The 16479-nt window shown below is 69.0% G+C and carries 13 protein-coding genes; 6 read left to right on the top strand and 7 right to left on the bottom strand.

All coding sequences use genetic code 11. The features are described from left to right. Positions 1-802, top strand: an 802-nt coding sequence (locus BN11_RS04160) for a dihydrolipoamide acetyltransferase family protein (RefSeq protein WP_162213157.1), incomplete at its 5' end; no start/stop codon positions are given. A 60-nt stretch (positions 803-862) separates the two neighbouring features. On the opposite strand, the gene BN11_RS04155 is transcribed toward BN11_RS04160, so the two are convergent. From BN11_RS04155 to BN11_RS04145, 3 genes are all read right to left on the bottom strand, one after another. After that, entirely contained in the window at positions 863-2302 is a 1440-nt protein-coding gene (locus BN11_RS04155) for an FAD-dependent oxidoreductase (RefSeq protein ID WP_048694875.1), read from the bottom strand. Positions 2303-2392: 90 nt separating this feature from the next. Continuing rightward, positions 2393-3583, bottom strand: coding sequence for a TolB family protein (locus BN11_RS04150; RefSeq protein ID WP_048694872.1), 1191 nt, complete (start codon positions 3581-3583; stop codon positions 2393-2395). A 150-nt stretch (positions 3584-3733) separates the two neighbouring features. Further along, a complete protein-coding gene (locus BN11_RS04145) occupies positions 3734-5479 on the bottom strand; it encodes a DEAD/DEAH box helicase (RefSeq protein ID WP_048694869.1) in 1746 nt (581 codons plus the stop codon). A 180-nt stretch (positions 5480-5659) separates the two neighbouring features. Between BN11_RS04145 and BN11_RS04140 the strand changes: the two genes are divergently transcribed. Together BN11_RS04140 and BN11_RS04135 are read left to right on the top strand one after the other, a co-directional pair. Continuing rightward, positions 5660-7672 carry a cytochrome c oxidase assembly protein gene (locus BN11_RS04140; RefSeq protein ID WP_048694866.1) on the top strand — a complete coding sequence of 671 codons (2013 nt, stop codon included), beginning with the start codon at positions 5660-5662 and terminating at the stop codon, positions 7670-7672. A gap of 8 nt (positions 7673-7680) precedes the next feature. After that, entirely contained in the window at positions 7681-8472 is a 792-nt protein-coding gene (locus BN11_RS04135; protein ID WP_048694864.1) for a carbon-nitrogen family hydrolase, read from the top strand. A 147-nt stretch (positions 8473-8619) separates the two neighbouring features. On the opposite strand, the gene BN11_RS04130 is transcribed toward BN11_RS04135, so the two are convergent. Beyond that, positions 8620-8874: a DUF6458 family protein gene (locus BN11_RS04130; RefSeq protein WP_048694861.1), complete on the bottom strand. Its 255-nt coding sequence runs from the start codon at positions 8872-8874 to the stop codon at positions 8620-8622. 159 nt (positions 8875-9033) lie between these two features. Between BN11_RS04130 and BN11_RS04125 the strand changes: the two genes are divergently transcribed. Both BN11_RS04125 and BN11_RS04120 read left to right on the top strand, forming a co-directional pair. Beyond that, positions 9034-9594, top strand: coding sequence for a hypothetical protein (locus tag BN11_RS04125; RefSeq protein WP_048694858.1), 561 nt, complete (start codon positions 9034-9036; stop codon positions 9592-9594). Between the two features lie 11 nt (positions 9595-9605). Further along, positions 9606-10544, top strand: a complete 939-nt coding sequence (locus BN11_RS04120) for a DUF4097 family beta strand repeat-containing protein (protein ID WP_048694855.1) — start codon at positions 9606-9608, stop codon at positions 10542-10544. A gap of 64 nt (positions 10545-10608) precedes the next feature. Here BN11_RS04120 and BN11_RS04115 read toward each other — a convergent pair whose 3' ends face one another. After that, positions 10609-12480: an acyl-CoA dehydrogenase gene (locus BN11_RS04115; RefSeq protein ID WP_048694853.1), complete on the bottom strand. Its 1872-nt coding sequence runs from the start codon at positions 12478-12480 to the stop codon at positions 10609-10611. A gap of 157 nt (positions 12481-12637) precedes the next feature. Continuing rightward, positions 12638-13639: a hypothetical protein gene (locus BN11_RS04110; protein ID WP_048694850.1), complete on the bottom strand. Its 1002-nt coding sequence runs from the start codon at positions 13637-13639 to the stop codon at positions 12638-12640. Between BN11_RS04110 and BN11_RS04105 the strand changes: the two genes are divergently transcribed. Beyond that, the gene (locus tag BN11_RS04105; protein ID WP_157043963.1) at positions 13638-15239 is read left to right on the top strand and encodes an SDR family NAD(P)-dependent oxidoreductase; all 1602 of its coding nucleotides are present in this window, start codon (positions 13638-13640) and stop codon (positions 15237-15239) included. The two genes, BN11_RS04110 and BN11_RS04105, sit on opposite strands and share 2 nt — an antisense overlap. Before the next feature lie 86 nt (positions 15240-15325). Here the strand turns inward: BN11_RS04105 and BN11_RS04100 are convergent. Beyond that, on the bottom strand, positions 15326-16479 hold a 1154-nt coding region (locus tag BN11_RS04100), incomplete at its 5' end, for a CotH kinase family protein (protein WP_048694845.1).

Genomic DNA, 16479 nt, shown 5'->3' with positions numbered 1-16479 from the left:
GGCGGCGATGACCGCGGCCCCCGCAGGCGGGGGTGCCGAGGCGGGCGGTCCGCATACCACCGGCGCCGCAGGCCCACACTCCCGCGAGCGCGGGGAGGAGCGCACCCCGATCAAGGGGGTGCGCAAGGTCACCGCGGCGGCGATGGTCTCCTCGGCGTTCACCGCGCCCCACGTCAGCGAGTGGGTCGAGGTCGACGTCACCGCGACCATGGAACTCGTCGAAAGGCTCAAGCGGGACAAGGAGTTCCGTGACGTCAAGGTCACGCCGCTGCTGGTCCTCGCCAAGGCGATGTGCTTGGCGGTGCGGCGCAATCCGGGCGTGAACGCGACCTGGGACGAGGCGGCCCAGGAGATCGTCGTCAAGCACTACGTCAACCTCGGCATCGCGGCCGCCACCCCGCGCGGGCTGCTCGTGCCCAACATCAAGGACGCCGACCTGATGTCGATGCGCGATCTCGGCGCGGCGATCAACGCCCTGACGGAGACGGCCCGCGAGGGCAGGACGCAGCCGGCCGAGATGAGCGGCGGGACGATCACGATCACGAATGTCGGTGTCTTCGGCGTCGACGCCGGCACCCCGATCATCAACCCGGGCGAGTCGGCGATCCTGGCGTTCGGGTCGATCACCCGCAAGCCGTGGGTGGTCGGCCGCGGCGACGACGAGCGGATCGAACCGCGCTGGGTCACGACCCTGACGCTGTCCTTCGACCACCGCCTCGTCGACGGGGAACTCGGCTCCCGCTACCTCGCCGACGTGGCCGCCATCCTCGCCGATCCCGCCAAGGGCCTCGTCTGGGGCTGACTGGCCGAGCTCATCGCATGGGCGGTCTTGGTCGCACCGGATTTCTGGGTAGTCGTGCGATCAGAGGTCGACGGCGGCAAGGAGCCGGCCTTCGGGGTCGTAGGTGGTCTTGAGCGAGCGCAACCGGTTCAGATTGGCGCCGAAGTAGCGGGCGGCGGGTTGTCCGGGCTCGACGTAGTTCACATAGCCGCCGACGCTCGCGGCGGAGACCTGCGCGTGTGCCGCGTCGATCCATGCGCGGGCCGCCGCGAAGTCGGCGGCCGTCGCGCCGGTCGGCAGCCCGGTCACCCATTGCACGGCCCCAATATGCCGCCGATAGGGGAAGGGCGTGCCCGTGGGCGTGCGCGCCGCGATCCCGCCACCGAGGGGGCTGAGCTGCACCACGCAGCCGCCGCCCGTCCCGGGACTCGACCCCATCGCCGCGACGATCCCGGCAGCGGTCGTCGACGACACGTCGGTGAGGACGTCGCTGCCGTGGTCGTTGTCGCGCCGCGGCGTGGTTGTGCCATTGCCCAGGGTCGTGACGAGTTGCAGGTGCGTCAGTTGCTTGACCGTCCGGGACAGCGGAGTGACCCCGACCGCGTCGATGAGGTCTTGCGCGACGCGGTTTTGCATGCCGGCGTCGGTGACCCCGAGCAGCTGGCAACGGACGCCGCCCGCCGCGCTGCGAGTGATTTGGGCGCGCACCCAGGTGCCGGCGCTCGCCGCGGGCTGGTATGCCGCCCACGCCGCGATGACCGCCTGCGCCGCTGATCCGGGGAAGGCCAGATCGAGATAGCCGCGCGAACTCGCGGCATGGGTCGCCATCCGCAGCTGGGTGACGATGCCCAACTGGCCACCCCCGCCGCGCAGGGCCCACAGCAGATCCGGCTGGCTGTTCGAGACGGTGACCGTCCGGCCGTCCATGAGCACCATCGTGGCTCCGGTGACGCTGTCGGCCGTCAGGCCGTGGCGATGGTCGTCCGGCCCGAGCCCGCCGCCCAGTGCCAGCCCCGTCGTCCCGACCGTGGGACAGGTCCCCGTTGTGATCGTGCGCCCGGACGTGACCAGCTTCGCGTGAACGTTGTACAGCGTCGTCCCCGCGCCCAGCACCGCGGTGGCGCCCGCGCCGGCCAGCTGGATCCCGGTCAGCTTGCGCAGGTCGAGCACCATGAGCGCATTCCCGGAGGACCGGCCGGTATACGAGTGGCCGCCCGCCCGCGCGGTCACGCGCAGATCGTGTGCTCGCGCGAACTTCACCGCCGTCGCGACGTCGGCCGTCGTCGCCGGCCGGACGACGGCGAGGGGTCGCAGCACGTCATACCGTGGAGCGAAAAGCTGCTTCGCCCCGGCGTATGCCGTGTCCCCCGGCAACAGCACATCTCCCGCCATCGCCGTGTCGAGCCGGCGCCACTGCGCGACCGCCGGCGGCGACGCGACGGCCGGCGCCGCGGCATACGCCCCGACAAAGGGGGTCAGGACCGCAGCGGTGAGGACATGGCGTCGGGCAGGCTCGATCATGTTTCCCCTTCTCGGCCACCACCGGTGCCGCGCCGCCGGCCGCGGGCAAAGGCCCATGGCCGGCGGCGCCGACAACACTGACTGGCGTGCCTACTTCGTGCTGACGAGAACCAGGCTGCCAGAATTCCAGTTCCACAGATAGATCTGGCCGCTCGACGTGGAGCGCATGGCGACATAGGCCCCGTCCGGAGACATGGCGAGGGAGTCGGTCCCGAACCAGTAGGTGTTCTGCACGCCGTACTGGTCGCTCACGCGGACCTCATCGGTGGCCGAGTTCGTGGTGACCATGGTGCCGCCCCAGCGCGCCACATCCCAGTAGGGAGTCGAGTACGACGAGCCTTCGTAGATCGAGTCGTAGAGGTTGTAGAGCCCGCGGGCGAAGAACTCCGTGTAGCCGTAGTCGGAGGCGACGGTGTAGCCGACCTTGTTCTGCATGTTGGCGCGCGGCTCGTAGACCTGCCTGCGCACCCCGCTCTGGCGGCAGACGACCTCCGTGATGCTCGACTTGGACGTCGAGACGGTCCACTTCATGATGACCGAGAGGGCGTCGGCGGTGCGGCCGCAGTAGGAGTTGACCGTGGGGTTGGCGTAGGCGTCGGTGTGGAAGCCCACGATCTTGCCGTCATAGGACACCGACGGCGAGAAGGGCATGACGCTCAGTTGCGCGCCCGTCGGGCTGACCGAGATCCGCTTGACGCTGTTGTTGTTCAGGTTGCGGACGAAGATGTCCTGAATCCGGTTGGTGTCGCCCGGCACGAGATTCGGTGCCGTGCTCACGTACGCGATGACCGTGGCAGCGCTGTTGATGCGGGGCCGCTTGGAGACGCCGTTCGCCTGGGCGCCGCTTTGCGACGTGCTGATCCGGGTCGTCTTCATCGTGGTCATGTCGGTGCGGAAGATGTCCGTCTTGCCGTTGGTGTCCCCGGGCACCAGGTTCGTCGCGTCGGACATGTAGACGACATAGCGGCCGTCGTCGCTGACCTGCGGCTCGGTGCTGTTGCCGTTGGCCGGTCCCCCGGTGTAGCTCTTGGTGACGATCTTGGTCTTCTTGAAGGCGATGTCCCGCAGGAAGATGTCGGACCTGCCGTTGGTGTCGCCGGTGACCAGGTCGGTGGCGACGGAGGAGAAGACGACGTGCCGGCCGTTGGTGGTGACATCCGGAGCCGTGGACGAGCCATTGGCCTTCGACCCCGCGGCCGGCTCTGCGGTAGCCGACGGGGCCACGGCGCATAGCGCCAACACTCCCGCGCCCAGGGTGGCGAGCAACTTCTTCGGGTTCACTTCAACTCCTTGGATTCGATGGACTGGTGCGCTACGAACCTAGGAGGGTGCGCCAACCGCGGTCACGTCCCACATCTTTAGGACCAACTCGAGTGGCGCGATGGTCGCCAGCCAACTACCGTGTGCCGCAATTTTTTTCGTCGCGAGTTGTTACTTGCCGGTATGCCAGCGGCGAATGAGGGCGATGCGCTCGTGGACCTGCTCGGTGGTCGCCTTCGCCAGCGAAGGACCACCGGCCTGCCGGCGCAACTCCGCGTGGACGTGGGAGTGCGGCACGCCGCGGTGGTGGGCGTAGGCGCTGACAAGGGAGTTGAGCAGCTTGCGCTGGGCCTCGAGCGCGCGGTGCAGCGAGACCTCAGGGCTCACCTTCTCTCGTCGCTCGCGGCGGGTATGCCGCGCGGCGTGCTTGCGCTGCCGCTCGCGGAGCACTTCGGCAACCTGGTCCGGTTCGAGCAGCCCCGGCAGCCCGAGGTAGTCGGCCTCCTCCTGCGACCCGACAGCGCTCTGCAGGCCGAACTGGTGGGCGTCGAAGAGGACATGGTCGAAGTGGGCATTGGAGCCCAACGCCTCCCACTCGCCGAGCAGGTCGTCGGCCGCCGACTCCTCGCGCTGCGCCGCGGCGAGCAGCCCGTCCTCCTCCGACCAGTCCTCGCCCTTCGCGGCGCCGAGGATGTGGTCGCGCTGGCGCTCCAGCAAGGAGGCGTGCGAGAGCAGCGGCGCCACGGTCGGCAGGAAGATCGTCGCCACCTCCCCGCGCCGCCGCGCTCGCACGAACCGGCCCACCGCCTGCGCGAAGAACAATGGCGTGGACGTCGCCGTCGCATAGACCCCGACCGCCAGCCGCGGCACATCCACCCCTTCGGAGACCATGCGCACGGCAACGAGCCAGCGCGCGTCGGACTCGCTGAACTCCTCGATCTTCTGCGACGCGCCTGCGTCGTCGGAGAGCACGACGGTCGGTTTGTCGCCCGTCAGTTCGTGCAGGAGCCGGGCGTATGCCCGTGCCTGCGCCTGGTCGGTGGCGATCACCAGACCGCCGGCGTCGGGGATGTGGCGGCGCACCTCGGTCAGCCGGGTGTCGGCCGCGCGCAGCACCGACTGGATCCACTCGCCCTTGGGGTCGAGGGCGGTGCGCCAGGCGTGGGCGGTCAGGTCCTTCGTCAGGGGAGCCGCGAGATCGGCCTCCAACTCCTCGCCGGCCTTGGTGCGCCAACGCATCGGCCCGCCATAGGCCATGAACAACACCGGCCGCACGACGTGATCACGCAACGCATCGGCATACCCGTAGGTGTAGTCGGCAGCCGAGCGCTTGCTCCCGTCTGGCAACTCCTCATACCGGACGAACGGGATCGGGTTGTCGTCGGAGCGGAAAGGCGTGCCAGTCAGCGCCAGCCGCCGCCGGGCCGGTTCGAAGCACTCGGCCACTGCTTCGCCCCACGTGCGGGCGTCGCCGGCGTGGTGGATCTCGTCGAGGATGACGAGGGAGTTGGAGTTCTCGGTCAGCGCGCGATAGTGGAAATGGCGCGCTGCGACACCGGCATACGTCACGGCGGTGCCCACGAACTGCTTGCTGCGGCCCCGGCGCGAGCCTCCCAGCCCGGGGTCGATGTTGATGCCGGCCTTGTGGGCGGCGTCGGCCCATTGGACCTTCAGATGCTCGGTAGGCGCGACGATCGTGATCTTGTTGACGACCCGCCGGTCGAGCAGTTCGCGGGCGACCCGCAGGGCGAAGGTCGTCTTGCCGGCGCCGGGCGTCGCGACGGCGAGGAAGTCCCTCGGCTCCTCGCGCAGGTACTGCTCCACCGCCGCGGCCTGCCAGGCGCGCAGGCTGGACGCCGTGCCCCACGGCGCGCGCCCCGGGAAGGCGGGGGAGAGGTGCTGGAAGTCCTTGCTCACGCGGGGACCTCGCGAAGCAGCTGGCGGGGCGAAGCGGGGAAAGAGCTTCGTGGGGTAGCGCTCATCTGTCCATTTCGGTGGTCCGGGCGGCGGGCACGGACTGACTATCTTGCCTCATCCGGCGCATCGCAGTGGGAGGTGCCACAGTCGTTGTCGGGGCCGCGATCTAGGCTGGACGGTATGACGTCCTCCCCGCCCCAGGGGCTGGACCGGCGACTCGGTCTGGCTGTGCTCCTCCCCGCCCTGGTGGTCGGGATCGTGGGGGCGGCGCTGTCGGGGGCGGTCGTCGCCTATGTCATCGGCGATCCGGGGCCGGTGATGCGCTGGACCGCCCTGATCAGCCGCATCCTGCGGGATGTCGCCGCCACGGCAACGATCGGATTCCTGCTGGTCGGGGCCTTTCTCGCCCCCGAAACGCGCCGGACGTCCCGGCGGGCGCAGTTGACCCGGCTGGCCGCCGCCTCCGGCAGTCTGTGGCTGGTCACGCTCGTCGTCAGCGTGGTCGCGGAATTCGCCGACATCAGCGGGCTGGCGCCGACGCAACCGAACTTCTGGACCCAGTTCTTCGGGTTGACCTGGGAGCTGTCGACGACCCGAATGACCGTGCTGGCCGCGATCTTCGTCGCGATCCTCGTCGTCATCTGCAGCGCCCCGCGAGGCACGACCGGGCTGGCCTGGGCCTTCGTCCTCGGCTGGCTCGCGCTGATGCCCCAGGCGCTCGCCGGGCACGCCTCCGTCGCGGGCGACCACATGAGCGCCGTCAACGGGTTGGCGGTGCACCTGGTCGCCGCGACGACCTGGGCCGGGGGTCTGTTGGCGATCCTGGTGATGCGCCGTTCGCTGCACCCGCACCTGGCTGTCGTGGTGCGGCGCTTCTCCACGATCGCCGTCTGGTCGTATGCCGCGCTCGCCCTGAGCGGTCTGCTGATCGCCTGGATCGGGATGGCCGGCTTGGGTGACCTGCGCAGCGGGTATGGCGCGTTGCTGCTCATCAAGGTCGGGGCCCTCGTGGTCCTCGGCTATGTCGGCTGGCTGCATCGCCGCGGGATGATCGCGCGGCTCGAGAAGGATGACGGCGACAGCGCGGCCTTCCTGCGGCTCGCCGTGGGCGAACTGCTGCTCATGGGGGTGGCGCTCGGTGCCGCCGTCGCCCTGGCCCGCACACCACCGCCGTCGTCCGACGTGCTCTCGCCCGATCCGACCAGCGTCTACGAACTGACCGGCTATCCCGATCCGGGGCCGGTCCCGGTCCGGGCCTGGATCAGTGTCTGGCACAACGACTGGCTGTGGATCGCCGTGGCGGCGGTGGCCGTCTTCGTCTATCTGCGCTGGGTGCACCGCCTGCACAAGCGGGGTGACAGGTGGCCCTTGTGGCAGAGCCTGATCTGGGTGCTGGGGTGGGCGATCTTCGTCTACTCGATGTGCGGTGTGACCGGGGTCTACGGGCGAATCATGTTCTCCTGGCACATGATCATGCACATGACCGTGGCGATGCTCGTCCCGCTGCTGCTCGTCCCGGCCGCACCGATCACCCTCGCGCTGCGGGCGCTGCCGGCCCGGCACGACAAGACGATGGGCCCACGCGAGTTCATCCTCCAGCTGGTGCACTCGCGCTATCTGCGGGTCGTGGCCAATCCGGTCGTCGCGGCCGTCATCTTCTTCTTCAGCCTGGCGACCTTCTATTTCACGCCGCTCTTCTATTACGCCTTGGCCACGCACACCGGGCATGTGCTGATGACCGTGCACTTCCTGGCGTCGGGCTATCTCTTCGCCTGGGTGCTCGTCGGCACCGATCCGGGCCCACGCCGCTGGCCGCCGCTGGTCCTGCTCGTCGTGCTCTTCGCGACGATCTCCTTCCACGCCTTCCTCGGTGTCGTCATCACCGACAGTCATGCGCTGTTGGCGCCGGAGTTCTTCACCCGGCTCGGCCTGGGCTGGCTGCCCGATCCCCTCGAGGATCAGCACAAGGCCGGTGCCATCGCGTGGGGCATCGGTGAGGCGCCCACCCTCGCCCTCGCGATCATGGTCACCATCCAGTGGCTGCGTCAGGACCGCCGCGAGACCGAGCGCTGGGACCGGCAGGCCGAGCGCGACCACGATGCCGAGCTGGCGGCATACAACGCCCGGCTCGCCAAGATCGCCGAGCACGACCGCGAACTCGCGGCCGGCGACAAGACCCACCAACGGCACTGAGGAGAACCATGAAGGTCGCCGTCATCCAACTGGCCTATGACGACGCCGAGCCCATCGGGGAGCGGCGTGAACGGGTCGCCGAGCTGGTGCGTATGCAGCGGGGCCACGACCTCGTGATGCTCCCGGAGCTTTGGGGCGCAACGGGTTTCGACTACCAGAAGTGGGAGGCGAGCGCCGAGCCGCTGTATGGGCCGACGGTCGAGCTCCTCGCGGGGGTGGCCCGCGACATCGGGTCGATGGTGCACCTGGGCTCGATCATCGAGAGGCTGCCCGAGCCCGGGGTCGAGGGCCGGCACCTGGCGAATACGTCCGTCGTTCTCTCGCCTGCCGGTGAGCCCGTTGCCGTCTACCGCAAGATCCACCGCTTCGGCTTCGGCGCCGGTGAGCCCAAGCTGCTGGAGGCCGGCGGCGAGATCGTGACGGTCGGCCTGCCCGGCGGGCATACGGCCGGCTTGTCGACCTGCTACGACCTGCGCTTCCCTGAGCTCTATCGCCGGCAACTCGACGCCGGGGCCGAGGTCTTCCTCGTGCCCGCGGCATGGCCGAAGCGACGTGTCGAGCATTGGAGCCTCCTCGGCCAGGCGCGGGCCGTCGAGAACCAGTGCGCCTTCATCTCGTGCAACACCGCCGGCACGCACGGGGGCTACGAGATGGGTGGCCGCTCCCAGGTGGTCGCCGCCACGGGGGAGGTGCTCGCCGAGGCGGGCCTGGACGAAGCGGTGCTCAGCGTCGACCTCGACCTCGGGGCGGTCGCCCGGTGGCGCGAAGAGTTCCCGGTCCTGGCCGACCGGCGCCTTTGACGCCGCGCTGCGCGCGGGCCCCAAGGAACCTCTGTTAGCAGAGGTTGGCGAAATCAACACACCTAGCACGCTGTGCTGATTTCATTAACCTCTGCTATGGCGTTGTGGGGCAATCGGATTGGGTCGACGCGGTCCAGATCGGGCGGGTCAGAGGCCGTCGACCCGGTGCTCTTCCACGCGCGTGCCCGTGTTGGGGTCGACGTGCGAGACGGTGCGGCTCTCGTAGCCGCCGGCAGCCGTCCGGCGACTGCCCATGATGAGGGAGAGCAGCACGGCGAGCGCACCGCCGCCCATGAGGATGTAACCGATCATCGTCAGGTCCACGGCGTCGATGCTGTCCCGGACGGCGAAGGACAGGATCGCGCCGACGACCAACAGGAAGATTCCGAGTCCAACCCACATCGCGTGTCTTCTCCTCATGCTCGAAGTAGGTCTGGCGCCTAGCAGAGTAGGTGCCGGCGGGGCCGCTCTCGGGCTTAAGCACGCAGTCAAATCCGCCCTTTGTCCGGGTGACGTCTATCGACCCTTGACGTGGCGTCATAATGACGTCACCATGGCGTCATGGAGATGTCACCGTATGTCGAGCGGTTGCGGGAAGCACTGGACTCCGCCGCAGCCGGCGCCGGGGCAGACGTCCAGGACGCGGTGGATCGGCTCAACCGCGCCCTGGATGCCGCAGTCCGGCTCACGTTGTTCGAGGTCCTGGCCGACGCCGCCGCCGAGATCACCAGTTCGCTGCCTTCGGGCAGCGTCACCGCGCGGCTGAGCGGCCGCGGGGTGGACTTCGTGGTCGAGGGTGTCGCGCGCGGGGAGACGCTGCCTCTGGTCAGCGATGGAAGCCTGTCCACCCAGCCCCCTGGGTCCGGCGGCTCGATCCAGGACGCGGCCCTTGATGAAGGTGACCTCGCCCGGATCACCGTCCGACTCCCCGAGGGCATCAAGGACCGCGCGGAGGAGCAGGCCGGCCGACTCGGTCAATCCCTCAACAGCTGGATCGTCAAGACCCTGCGCCAGGCCACTGGTCCCACGGGGATCCAGTTGGACCTCAGCGGCGACCGGTCATTCGCCGACCAGGACTTCCCCCACGGCGGCTCACGGGGCCGCCTCAGCGGCTGGATCTAGGAGGCACTCAGATGAGCATTCACGAGGTTTTCACCACACCCGGCCCGGTCGCGCTCGAGGTCGACCTCGATCACGGCCAAGTGGTCGTCGTCGCGGCGGCCCAGGCGACGACGAGTGTCGACGTCACCGGCCCACACGCGGACGACTTCTCCGTCGAACATCGCGGCGACGGCGTGCGTGTCGCGCCTCCGAAGTGGCGCGGGTGGGGGTTTGGGCGGCATACGGTGCGGGTCGGCGTGCCCGACGGCAGCAGCGTTCGCGCGCGGTGCGGGTCCGCGGGCATCGATCTGGAGGGCGAGCTGGGCGAGGTGACGCTCAAGTGCGGTTCGGGCGGCGTGCACTGCGCCCGGGCCGCGGACCTCATGTTCGAGTCCGGCTCGGGGACGATCGAGATCGGTCACGTCGAGAAGCTGCAGGGCAAGTCCGGTTCCGGGTCGGTGCACATCGGCCGGCTCACCGGCGAAGGTCAGGTCGCCACGGGTTCCGGGAGCATCCACCTCGACCGCGTGGTTGGCAGCCTGGATGCCAAATCCGGTTCGGGGAAGTTGCGCATCACCAGCGCCAGCGGGGATATCCGCTGCCGCAACGGCTCCGGGGCGATCGGCATCGACGTCATCTGGCGTGGGCGGGCGGATCTGCGCACCACGTCCGGCCGCGTCCGGCTCGGCATCGAGGAGGGCAAGCCGGTCTGGGCCGATGTCTCCTCCGTCTCCGGCACGGTGCGCTCCACCCTGCCGCCCGTCGGCGAGCCGGGGCCCGGGCAAGACCACGTGGAGCTGCACGTCCATACCGTCAGCGCAAGCATCTCCCTCGACCCGGCGCCCAAGGGGCTCCAGGACGACACGGAACCGGCCCGCCCATACGACGCGCCCCGCGGACCCGACCGGGCCGCGGCATTCGCACCGATCCCGACGGAACAGGCAGTGGAACTCTCCGCGCAGGACTCCTGAGGGCCAAAACAAAGTCCGACGTCTGTCGAGTTATAACTCGACAGACGTCGGACTTCGTGGCGGATCAGAAGGCGGACTCGGGGACTTCCATGAGCGAGTTGTCCATGGCCTCGGCGACGGCCCGCTCGGCGGCCAGCTTCGGCAGCACATTGCGGCTGAAGAACTGCGCCGCCGCCACCTTGCCGGTGTAGAAGTCCTTGTCGGCGCCGGTGGCGCCCGCGTCGAGCTTCTCCTGCGCGATCGCGGCCTGGCGCAGCAGCAGCCAGCCGACGATCAGGTCACCCGCGGCAAGCAGGACACGCGAGGTGTTCTGGCCGACCTTGTAGACGTTCGTGACGTCGCCGCCGGTCCGCGGGTCGCCCGACATCAGCTGTCCGACCATCGCCGTGACGATGCCCTGCACGTCCTCGACGCCCTTGCTCAACAGCTCACGGTCCTTGTCGACCTTGCCGCCCTGCTGGCCGAGGTCCTTGGCGAACTCCTGGATCTGCATCGACACCGTGCTCAGGGCCTGCGCCTTGTCGCGGATGATCTTGCGGAAGAAGAAGTCCAGGCCCTGAATCGCCGTGGTGCCCTCATAGAGGGTGTCGATCTTGGCGTCGCGGACGTACTGCTCGATCGGGTATTCCTTGAGGAAGCCCGAACCGCCGAAGGTCTGCAGCGACTCGGTGCCCAGCAGCACCCAGGCCCGCTCGGAGCCGAGGCCCTTGACGATCGGCAGGAGCAGGTCGTTGACGCGGCTGGCCAGGTCGGCGGGGCTGTCCTTCTCGAGCTGCTCGGAGCCGGATTCCAGCTGCGCCTGGTCGACGATGTCCTGCTGGCAGGCGGTGAACAGGACCAGCGAGCGCAGGCCCTCGGCATACGCCTTCTGCAGCATGAGGCTGCGGCGCACGTCGGGGTGGTGCGTGATCGTCACGCGCGGCGCGGCCTTGTCGGCCATCTGGGTCAGGTCGGCGCCCTGGACCCGGTTCTTGGCGTATTCGAGGGCGTTGAGGTAGCCGGTCGAGAGGGTGGCGATCGCCTTGGTGCCCACGAGCATCCGGGCGTGCTCGATCACGCGGAACATCTGGGCGATGCCGTCGTGGACGTCGCCGAAGAGGGTGCCGATGGCGGGGTGCTTGTCGCCGAAGGTGACCTCGCAGGTCGTGGAGACCTTCAGGCCCATCTTGTCCTCGACATTGGTGACGTAGACGCCATTGCGCTCGCCGAGTTCACCGGTCTCGAGGTCGACGTGGAACTTCGGCACGATGAACAGGCTCAGGCCCTTGGTGCCGGGGCCGGCGCCTTCGGGGCGGGCGAGGACGAAGTGGACGACGTTGTCGGTCATGTCCGACTCACCGGAGGTGATGAAGCGCTTGACGCCGGAGACGTTCCAGGTGCCGTCCTCGTTCTGCACGGCCTTCGTCCGGCCGGCGCCGACGTCGGATCCCGCGTCGGGCTCGGTCAGCACCATCGTGCAGTGCCAGCCCTTCTCGATGATCCACTTCGCCATCTTCTTCTGCTCGTCCGTGCCGAGGATGTAGAGCAGCTTGCCGAAGGAGTAGGACGCGGCGAACATGGCGATCGCCGGGTTGGCGCCGAGGATCATCTCGTTCATCGCCCACTTCATCGACGGGGGCGCGACCGTGCCGTCGAGCTCGCCGGGCACGTCGATATTCCAGAAGCCGGAGTCGATGTAGGCCTTGTAGGACTTGGCGAAGGACTCGGGCATGGTGACGGAGTTGGTGGTGGCGTCGAAGACCGGCGGGTTGCGGTCGGCCTCGACGAAGGACGCGGCCAGCTCGTTCTCGGCGAGCCGGGCGACCTCCTTCAGCATCTCCTTGGCGGTGTCGGTGTCGACCTCGGCATAGGGCCCGTGGCCGAAGACCTCATCGCGGCCGAAGACCTCGAAGAGGTTGAACTCGATGTCTCGCAGGTTGGCCTTGTAGTGGCCCATGGTGGTCCCCTTTGATCGCGGAGGGCGGCATTGCTGAGTAAGCGCTTGCTTAGTGCTTCTCAGGTTAGTCTCCCGCCTGGGTGCTTACTCGCGCAAGCATTAGGGTAAATTCGGTGACGCAGCCCACGTATGCGGTGGGGTCCGGCGCCGCCGTCGGTCAGCCGGGGTAGGGCTGCAGGGCGCTCGTCACGTGGACGACACCGAGACCGTATGCCGCGTCCATCGCCTTCTGCAGGCTCCCGTCGTCCCAGATCACCCCGAACTCCACCGTGCTCGTCTGGCCGTCGACGGCGCTGAAGAGCATGCCGTGCTTCCCGCTGAGTTCCTCCTGGATCTTCCGCAACTCAGCCTCCGGGCGGCCACCCTCGCTGACGCAGAGCATCCCGCCCCAGATCTCCCGCAGCTGTTTCTCGGCGCCCGCTGCATCCGTGGTGACCTTGACGTTGAGAATGAGCTTGACCGGATCGTTCATAGCCTCCGGCTGCTTCTCGGGGTCGGCCGGGTTGATCGACTGGTCCAGCCACGCCGCGGCATACGTCGGCAGTTTGGCCGCCGCTTCGAGTGCCGCGTCCTGCGCCGCTCGGGTGGCCTTGGCCGGGTCGACGACCCGCCAGCCGCCCTCAGGGACCGGGCAGGGGGTGGTGAACATGGCATCCGGCGGCGCCGTCGGCAGGGGGCCGTCGTACTCCTCGCGCGTGGTGGCGGGTTTGGTGAGGTGGAAGGTGGAGGCGGCCGCGTCGTACGTCCCGATCACCAGGTATTCGCCCCACCGCACATCCGCCGCCGTCTCGGACTTCGGCGCCGTGGCCCAGTCCCAGTTGTCGATGACCGGGCCACCGCACTGGGGAGGCAGCGACTCTGCGACGCCGCCCAGGCACAGCTGAGGCCCCTCACCCTTCTTCTCCAGCACGGTCGCGGCCGCAATGAACTCGCCCGTGCCGCTCGTGGCCTTCGCCGACGGTGGACCGGATTTCGCCGCCGATGACGAGCCACCGCCGGCCGGAGTAGCCGTCGCCCCGGGCGGCATCCCGGCAGCCCCCGTCCCGGTGGTCGGTGCCGCCCCGCCGGACCCACTCGCTCCGGGGTCGGCCACTTGCGTGCCGCAGGCCGTCAGCAGCAGGACGAGCGCGGAAGCGATGGCGAGCGGAGCGGTCCTCATGGACCTTCGACGTCGCCGGGGCCCCCGCCGGTTCCCGATCGCGGCCTCTAGGCCCGCATACGATTTGCCGGTGACCGAGGCGGAGCCGGAATATCCGACACTGGATCCTGACGACCTCGAAACCACTCTTCGCGTCCTGGCCGGCCTGCACGAACTCGCGCCCGACGACCCCGACATCCAGACCGTCAAGCGCGCGACTGGTGTCATGGCCAGCCGCATCCGCAAGGCGCGGCGGCGGGAGGCGCGGCAGGCGGCGTTAGCGCCGGGTCGGGAGCGCGACAAGGCGGTCCTGGAGTCCACGGCCACCGGGTCGCCGCTGCGGATCGATGACGAGACCCGCGGCATACCGCTTGTGGCGCAAGCGGATTCGCCGTATGCCGGGGAACTCGAAACCCCACGCGGCTGCTATATCTGCCACGAGAAGTACACCCTCGTCGACGCCTTCTATCACTGGCTCTGCCCGCGGTGCGCCACCTTCAGTCACGGCAAACGCGACCAGCACACCGACCTGAGCGGCAGGCGCGCCCTGCTCACCGGTGGGCGGGCGAAGATCGGCATGTACATCGCCTTGATGTTGCTGCGCGATGGCGCCGACCTGACGATCACCACGCGATTCCCGCGCGATGCCGCACGTCGCTTCGCCGAACTCTCCGACTCCGCGGAATGGCTCGACCGGCTGACGATCGTCGGCATCGACCTGCGCGACGCCACCCAGGTCGTCGCGCTCGCCGACGAGGTCGCCGCCGGCGGACCCCTCGACATCCTCATCAACAACGCCTGCCAGACCGTGCGCCGCACCCCCGGTGCCTATGCGCATCTCGTTGCGGGAGAAGGCGAACCGCTCCCCTCCGGTATGCCGCTGCCGCGCCTCATCGCGTTCGATCGGATCAGCGAGGCGCACCCCGCCTCGCTCGTCGGAGTGCTCGCCGAACACGCGCACACTCATCCGGACGGTGAAGGCGCGGACGGTGGGGGAGCGGACGGTGGCGGAGCGGTGTCGGCGGCGTCCCTCACTTCTGTTGCGCTGCAGGCGGGTTCGGCGAGTCTGGACAGGCACGTGGCCGGCACGGCCATCGACGCCGGCGGCCTGCTGCCCGACGATGTCCTCGTCAACTCCTGGACCCAGAAGGTCGAGGACGTCGACCCGCTGGAGCTGCTGGAAGTGCAGCTGTGCAACTCGGTCGCGCCCTTTCTGCTCGTCTCGCGACTGCGGCCGAGCATGCGGGCTGCCGTCGAGCGCGGCGCCCGGCGGGCCTATGTCGTCAACGTCTCGGCCATGGAGGGCCAGTTCTCTCGGCGCTACAAAGGCCCCGGGCACCCCCATACGAATATGGCCAAGGCCGCCCTCAACATGCTCACGCGCACCAGCGCCAAGGAGATGTTCGAGACCGACAAGATCCTGATGACCGCCGTCGACACCGGATGGATCACCGACGAGCGCCCGCACCGGGAGAAGCTGCGCATCGCCGCCGAGGGCTGGCACGCCCCCCTCGACCTCGTCGACGGGGCCGCGCGCGTCTACGACCCGATCGTGCGCGGCGAGGCCGGCGAGGACCTCTTCGGCGTCTTCCTCAAGGACTTCGCGCCCCACCCCTGGTAGTCACGCCCGTCACAACTTTTCCGCCCTGGGCGGAAAAGTGCGGTCCCGCGTCAGACCACGTAGCCGCTTCAGGCCACGTACCCACGTCAGGCCAAGTAGGTGGCGATGGCGGCCTTCTCGGAGGTGATGGTCTCGGCGCCGATGTTGTGACCGGCCACCTCGGTCAGCATCGCGGCGATCTCCGAAAGGCGTTGCGCCGCATACCCGCTCGCATAGAGCTCGGCGCGCAGCCGCTCCGCCGCGGCCGACTTCTGGGCGGCGAATGTCGCGTCGGCCTCGAAGCGGCGGGCGAGCACATTGCCGCTCTGGTTGCCGCGATTGGCGCCACCGGCCGGCATACCGCCTGGCCCTCCGGGAGCGCCACCGCCTTGACCCCCAGGGCGGTTCGTCACGCCGAAGGTCAGGTTGTGGTCCCAGCCGACCACGGTCATCAGGTCCGCCGCCTTGGCCCACCACAGGTAGGAGTTGTTGCCGGGCCCGTCGATGGCGTCGTAGTTGCCGATCAGATCTTCCAGCGCCAGATAGCTTGCGAAGGCCGCCACATCCACATGCGACGACAGGTCGGCGGCGAACCCGGCGTCGTCGATCTCGTTGACCCACTTGAGGAATTCGATGAGCGGGGCCAGGTCGTCATCGCCCGCCTCGACGTCGAAGCGCTCGTCATAGAGCGACGGCTCGTCGCCCAGGTAGTCGTAGTTCGACGTCGCCTCCGCCTTGTAGAGCACGCCGTCCTCGCCGAACTCCCGCGCCACCCAGGGGTCCGACGGGTGCTCCAGGATCAGCCGCAACACGGGCGTGGCCCCGGCGGCCGACACCGCGGCATACGACCAGGGCTGCGACGCCAGCCCGGCCTTGGCCAGCAGGTCCAGCGACAAGGCCTCGTTCAGCGCCGAGGCGGTGTTGTTCAGGCGCACGACGATCTCGGTCACCCCGTCGTGTGCCTGTCCGTCGACGTACTTGTCGAGTCGCACCAGCCACGGGTACTCCGACGCACTCGCCCCGTCGGCCACCCGCCAGATCGTCGAGTTGCCCTTCAGCCGGACCCCGCACCGCTCATAGCTGGTGCCGTCGATCGTCACGCTCGCCTCGACCCACTCTTTGCTCTGATCGGCCTGGTATGCCGCGAGCACGCCCGCGAAGTCGGCCTCGCTCATCGCGATGTCGAGGGTATGCAGTGTGGCCGAGTCGAACACGCCGGCGCCGCGCGCTGCCGGGCGGGCACTCGCCGCCCCGCCGGCCG

It is taken from the genome of Nostocoides australiense Ben110, from assembly GCF_001050535.1.
In the GTDB taxonomy this organism is placed as follows: domain Bacteria; phylum Actinomycetota; class Actinomycetes; order Actinomycetales; family Dermatophilaceae; genus Nostocoides_A; species Nostocoides_A australiense.
Note: the sequence above shows the minus strand (reverse complement) of the source record. Positions and strands in the feature narration are given on the sequence as shown.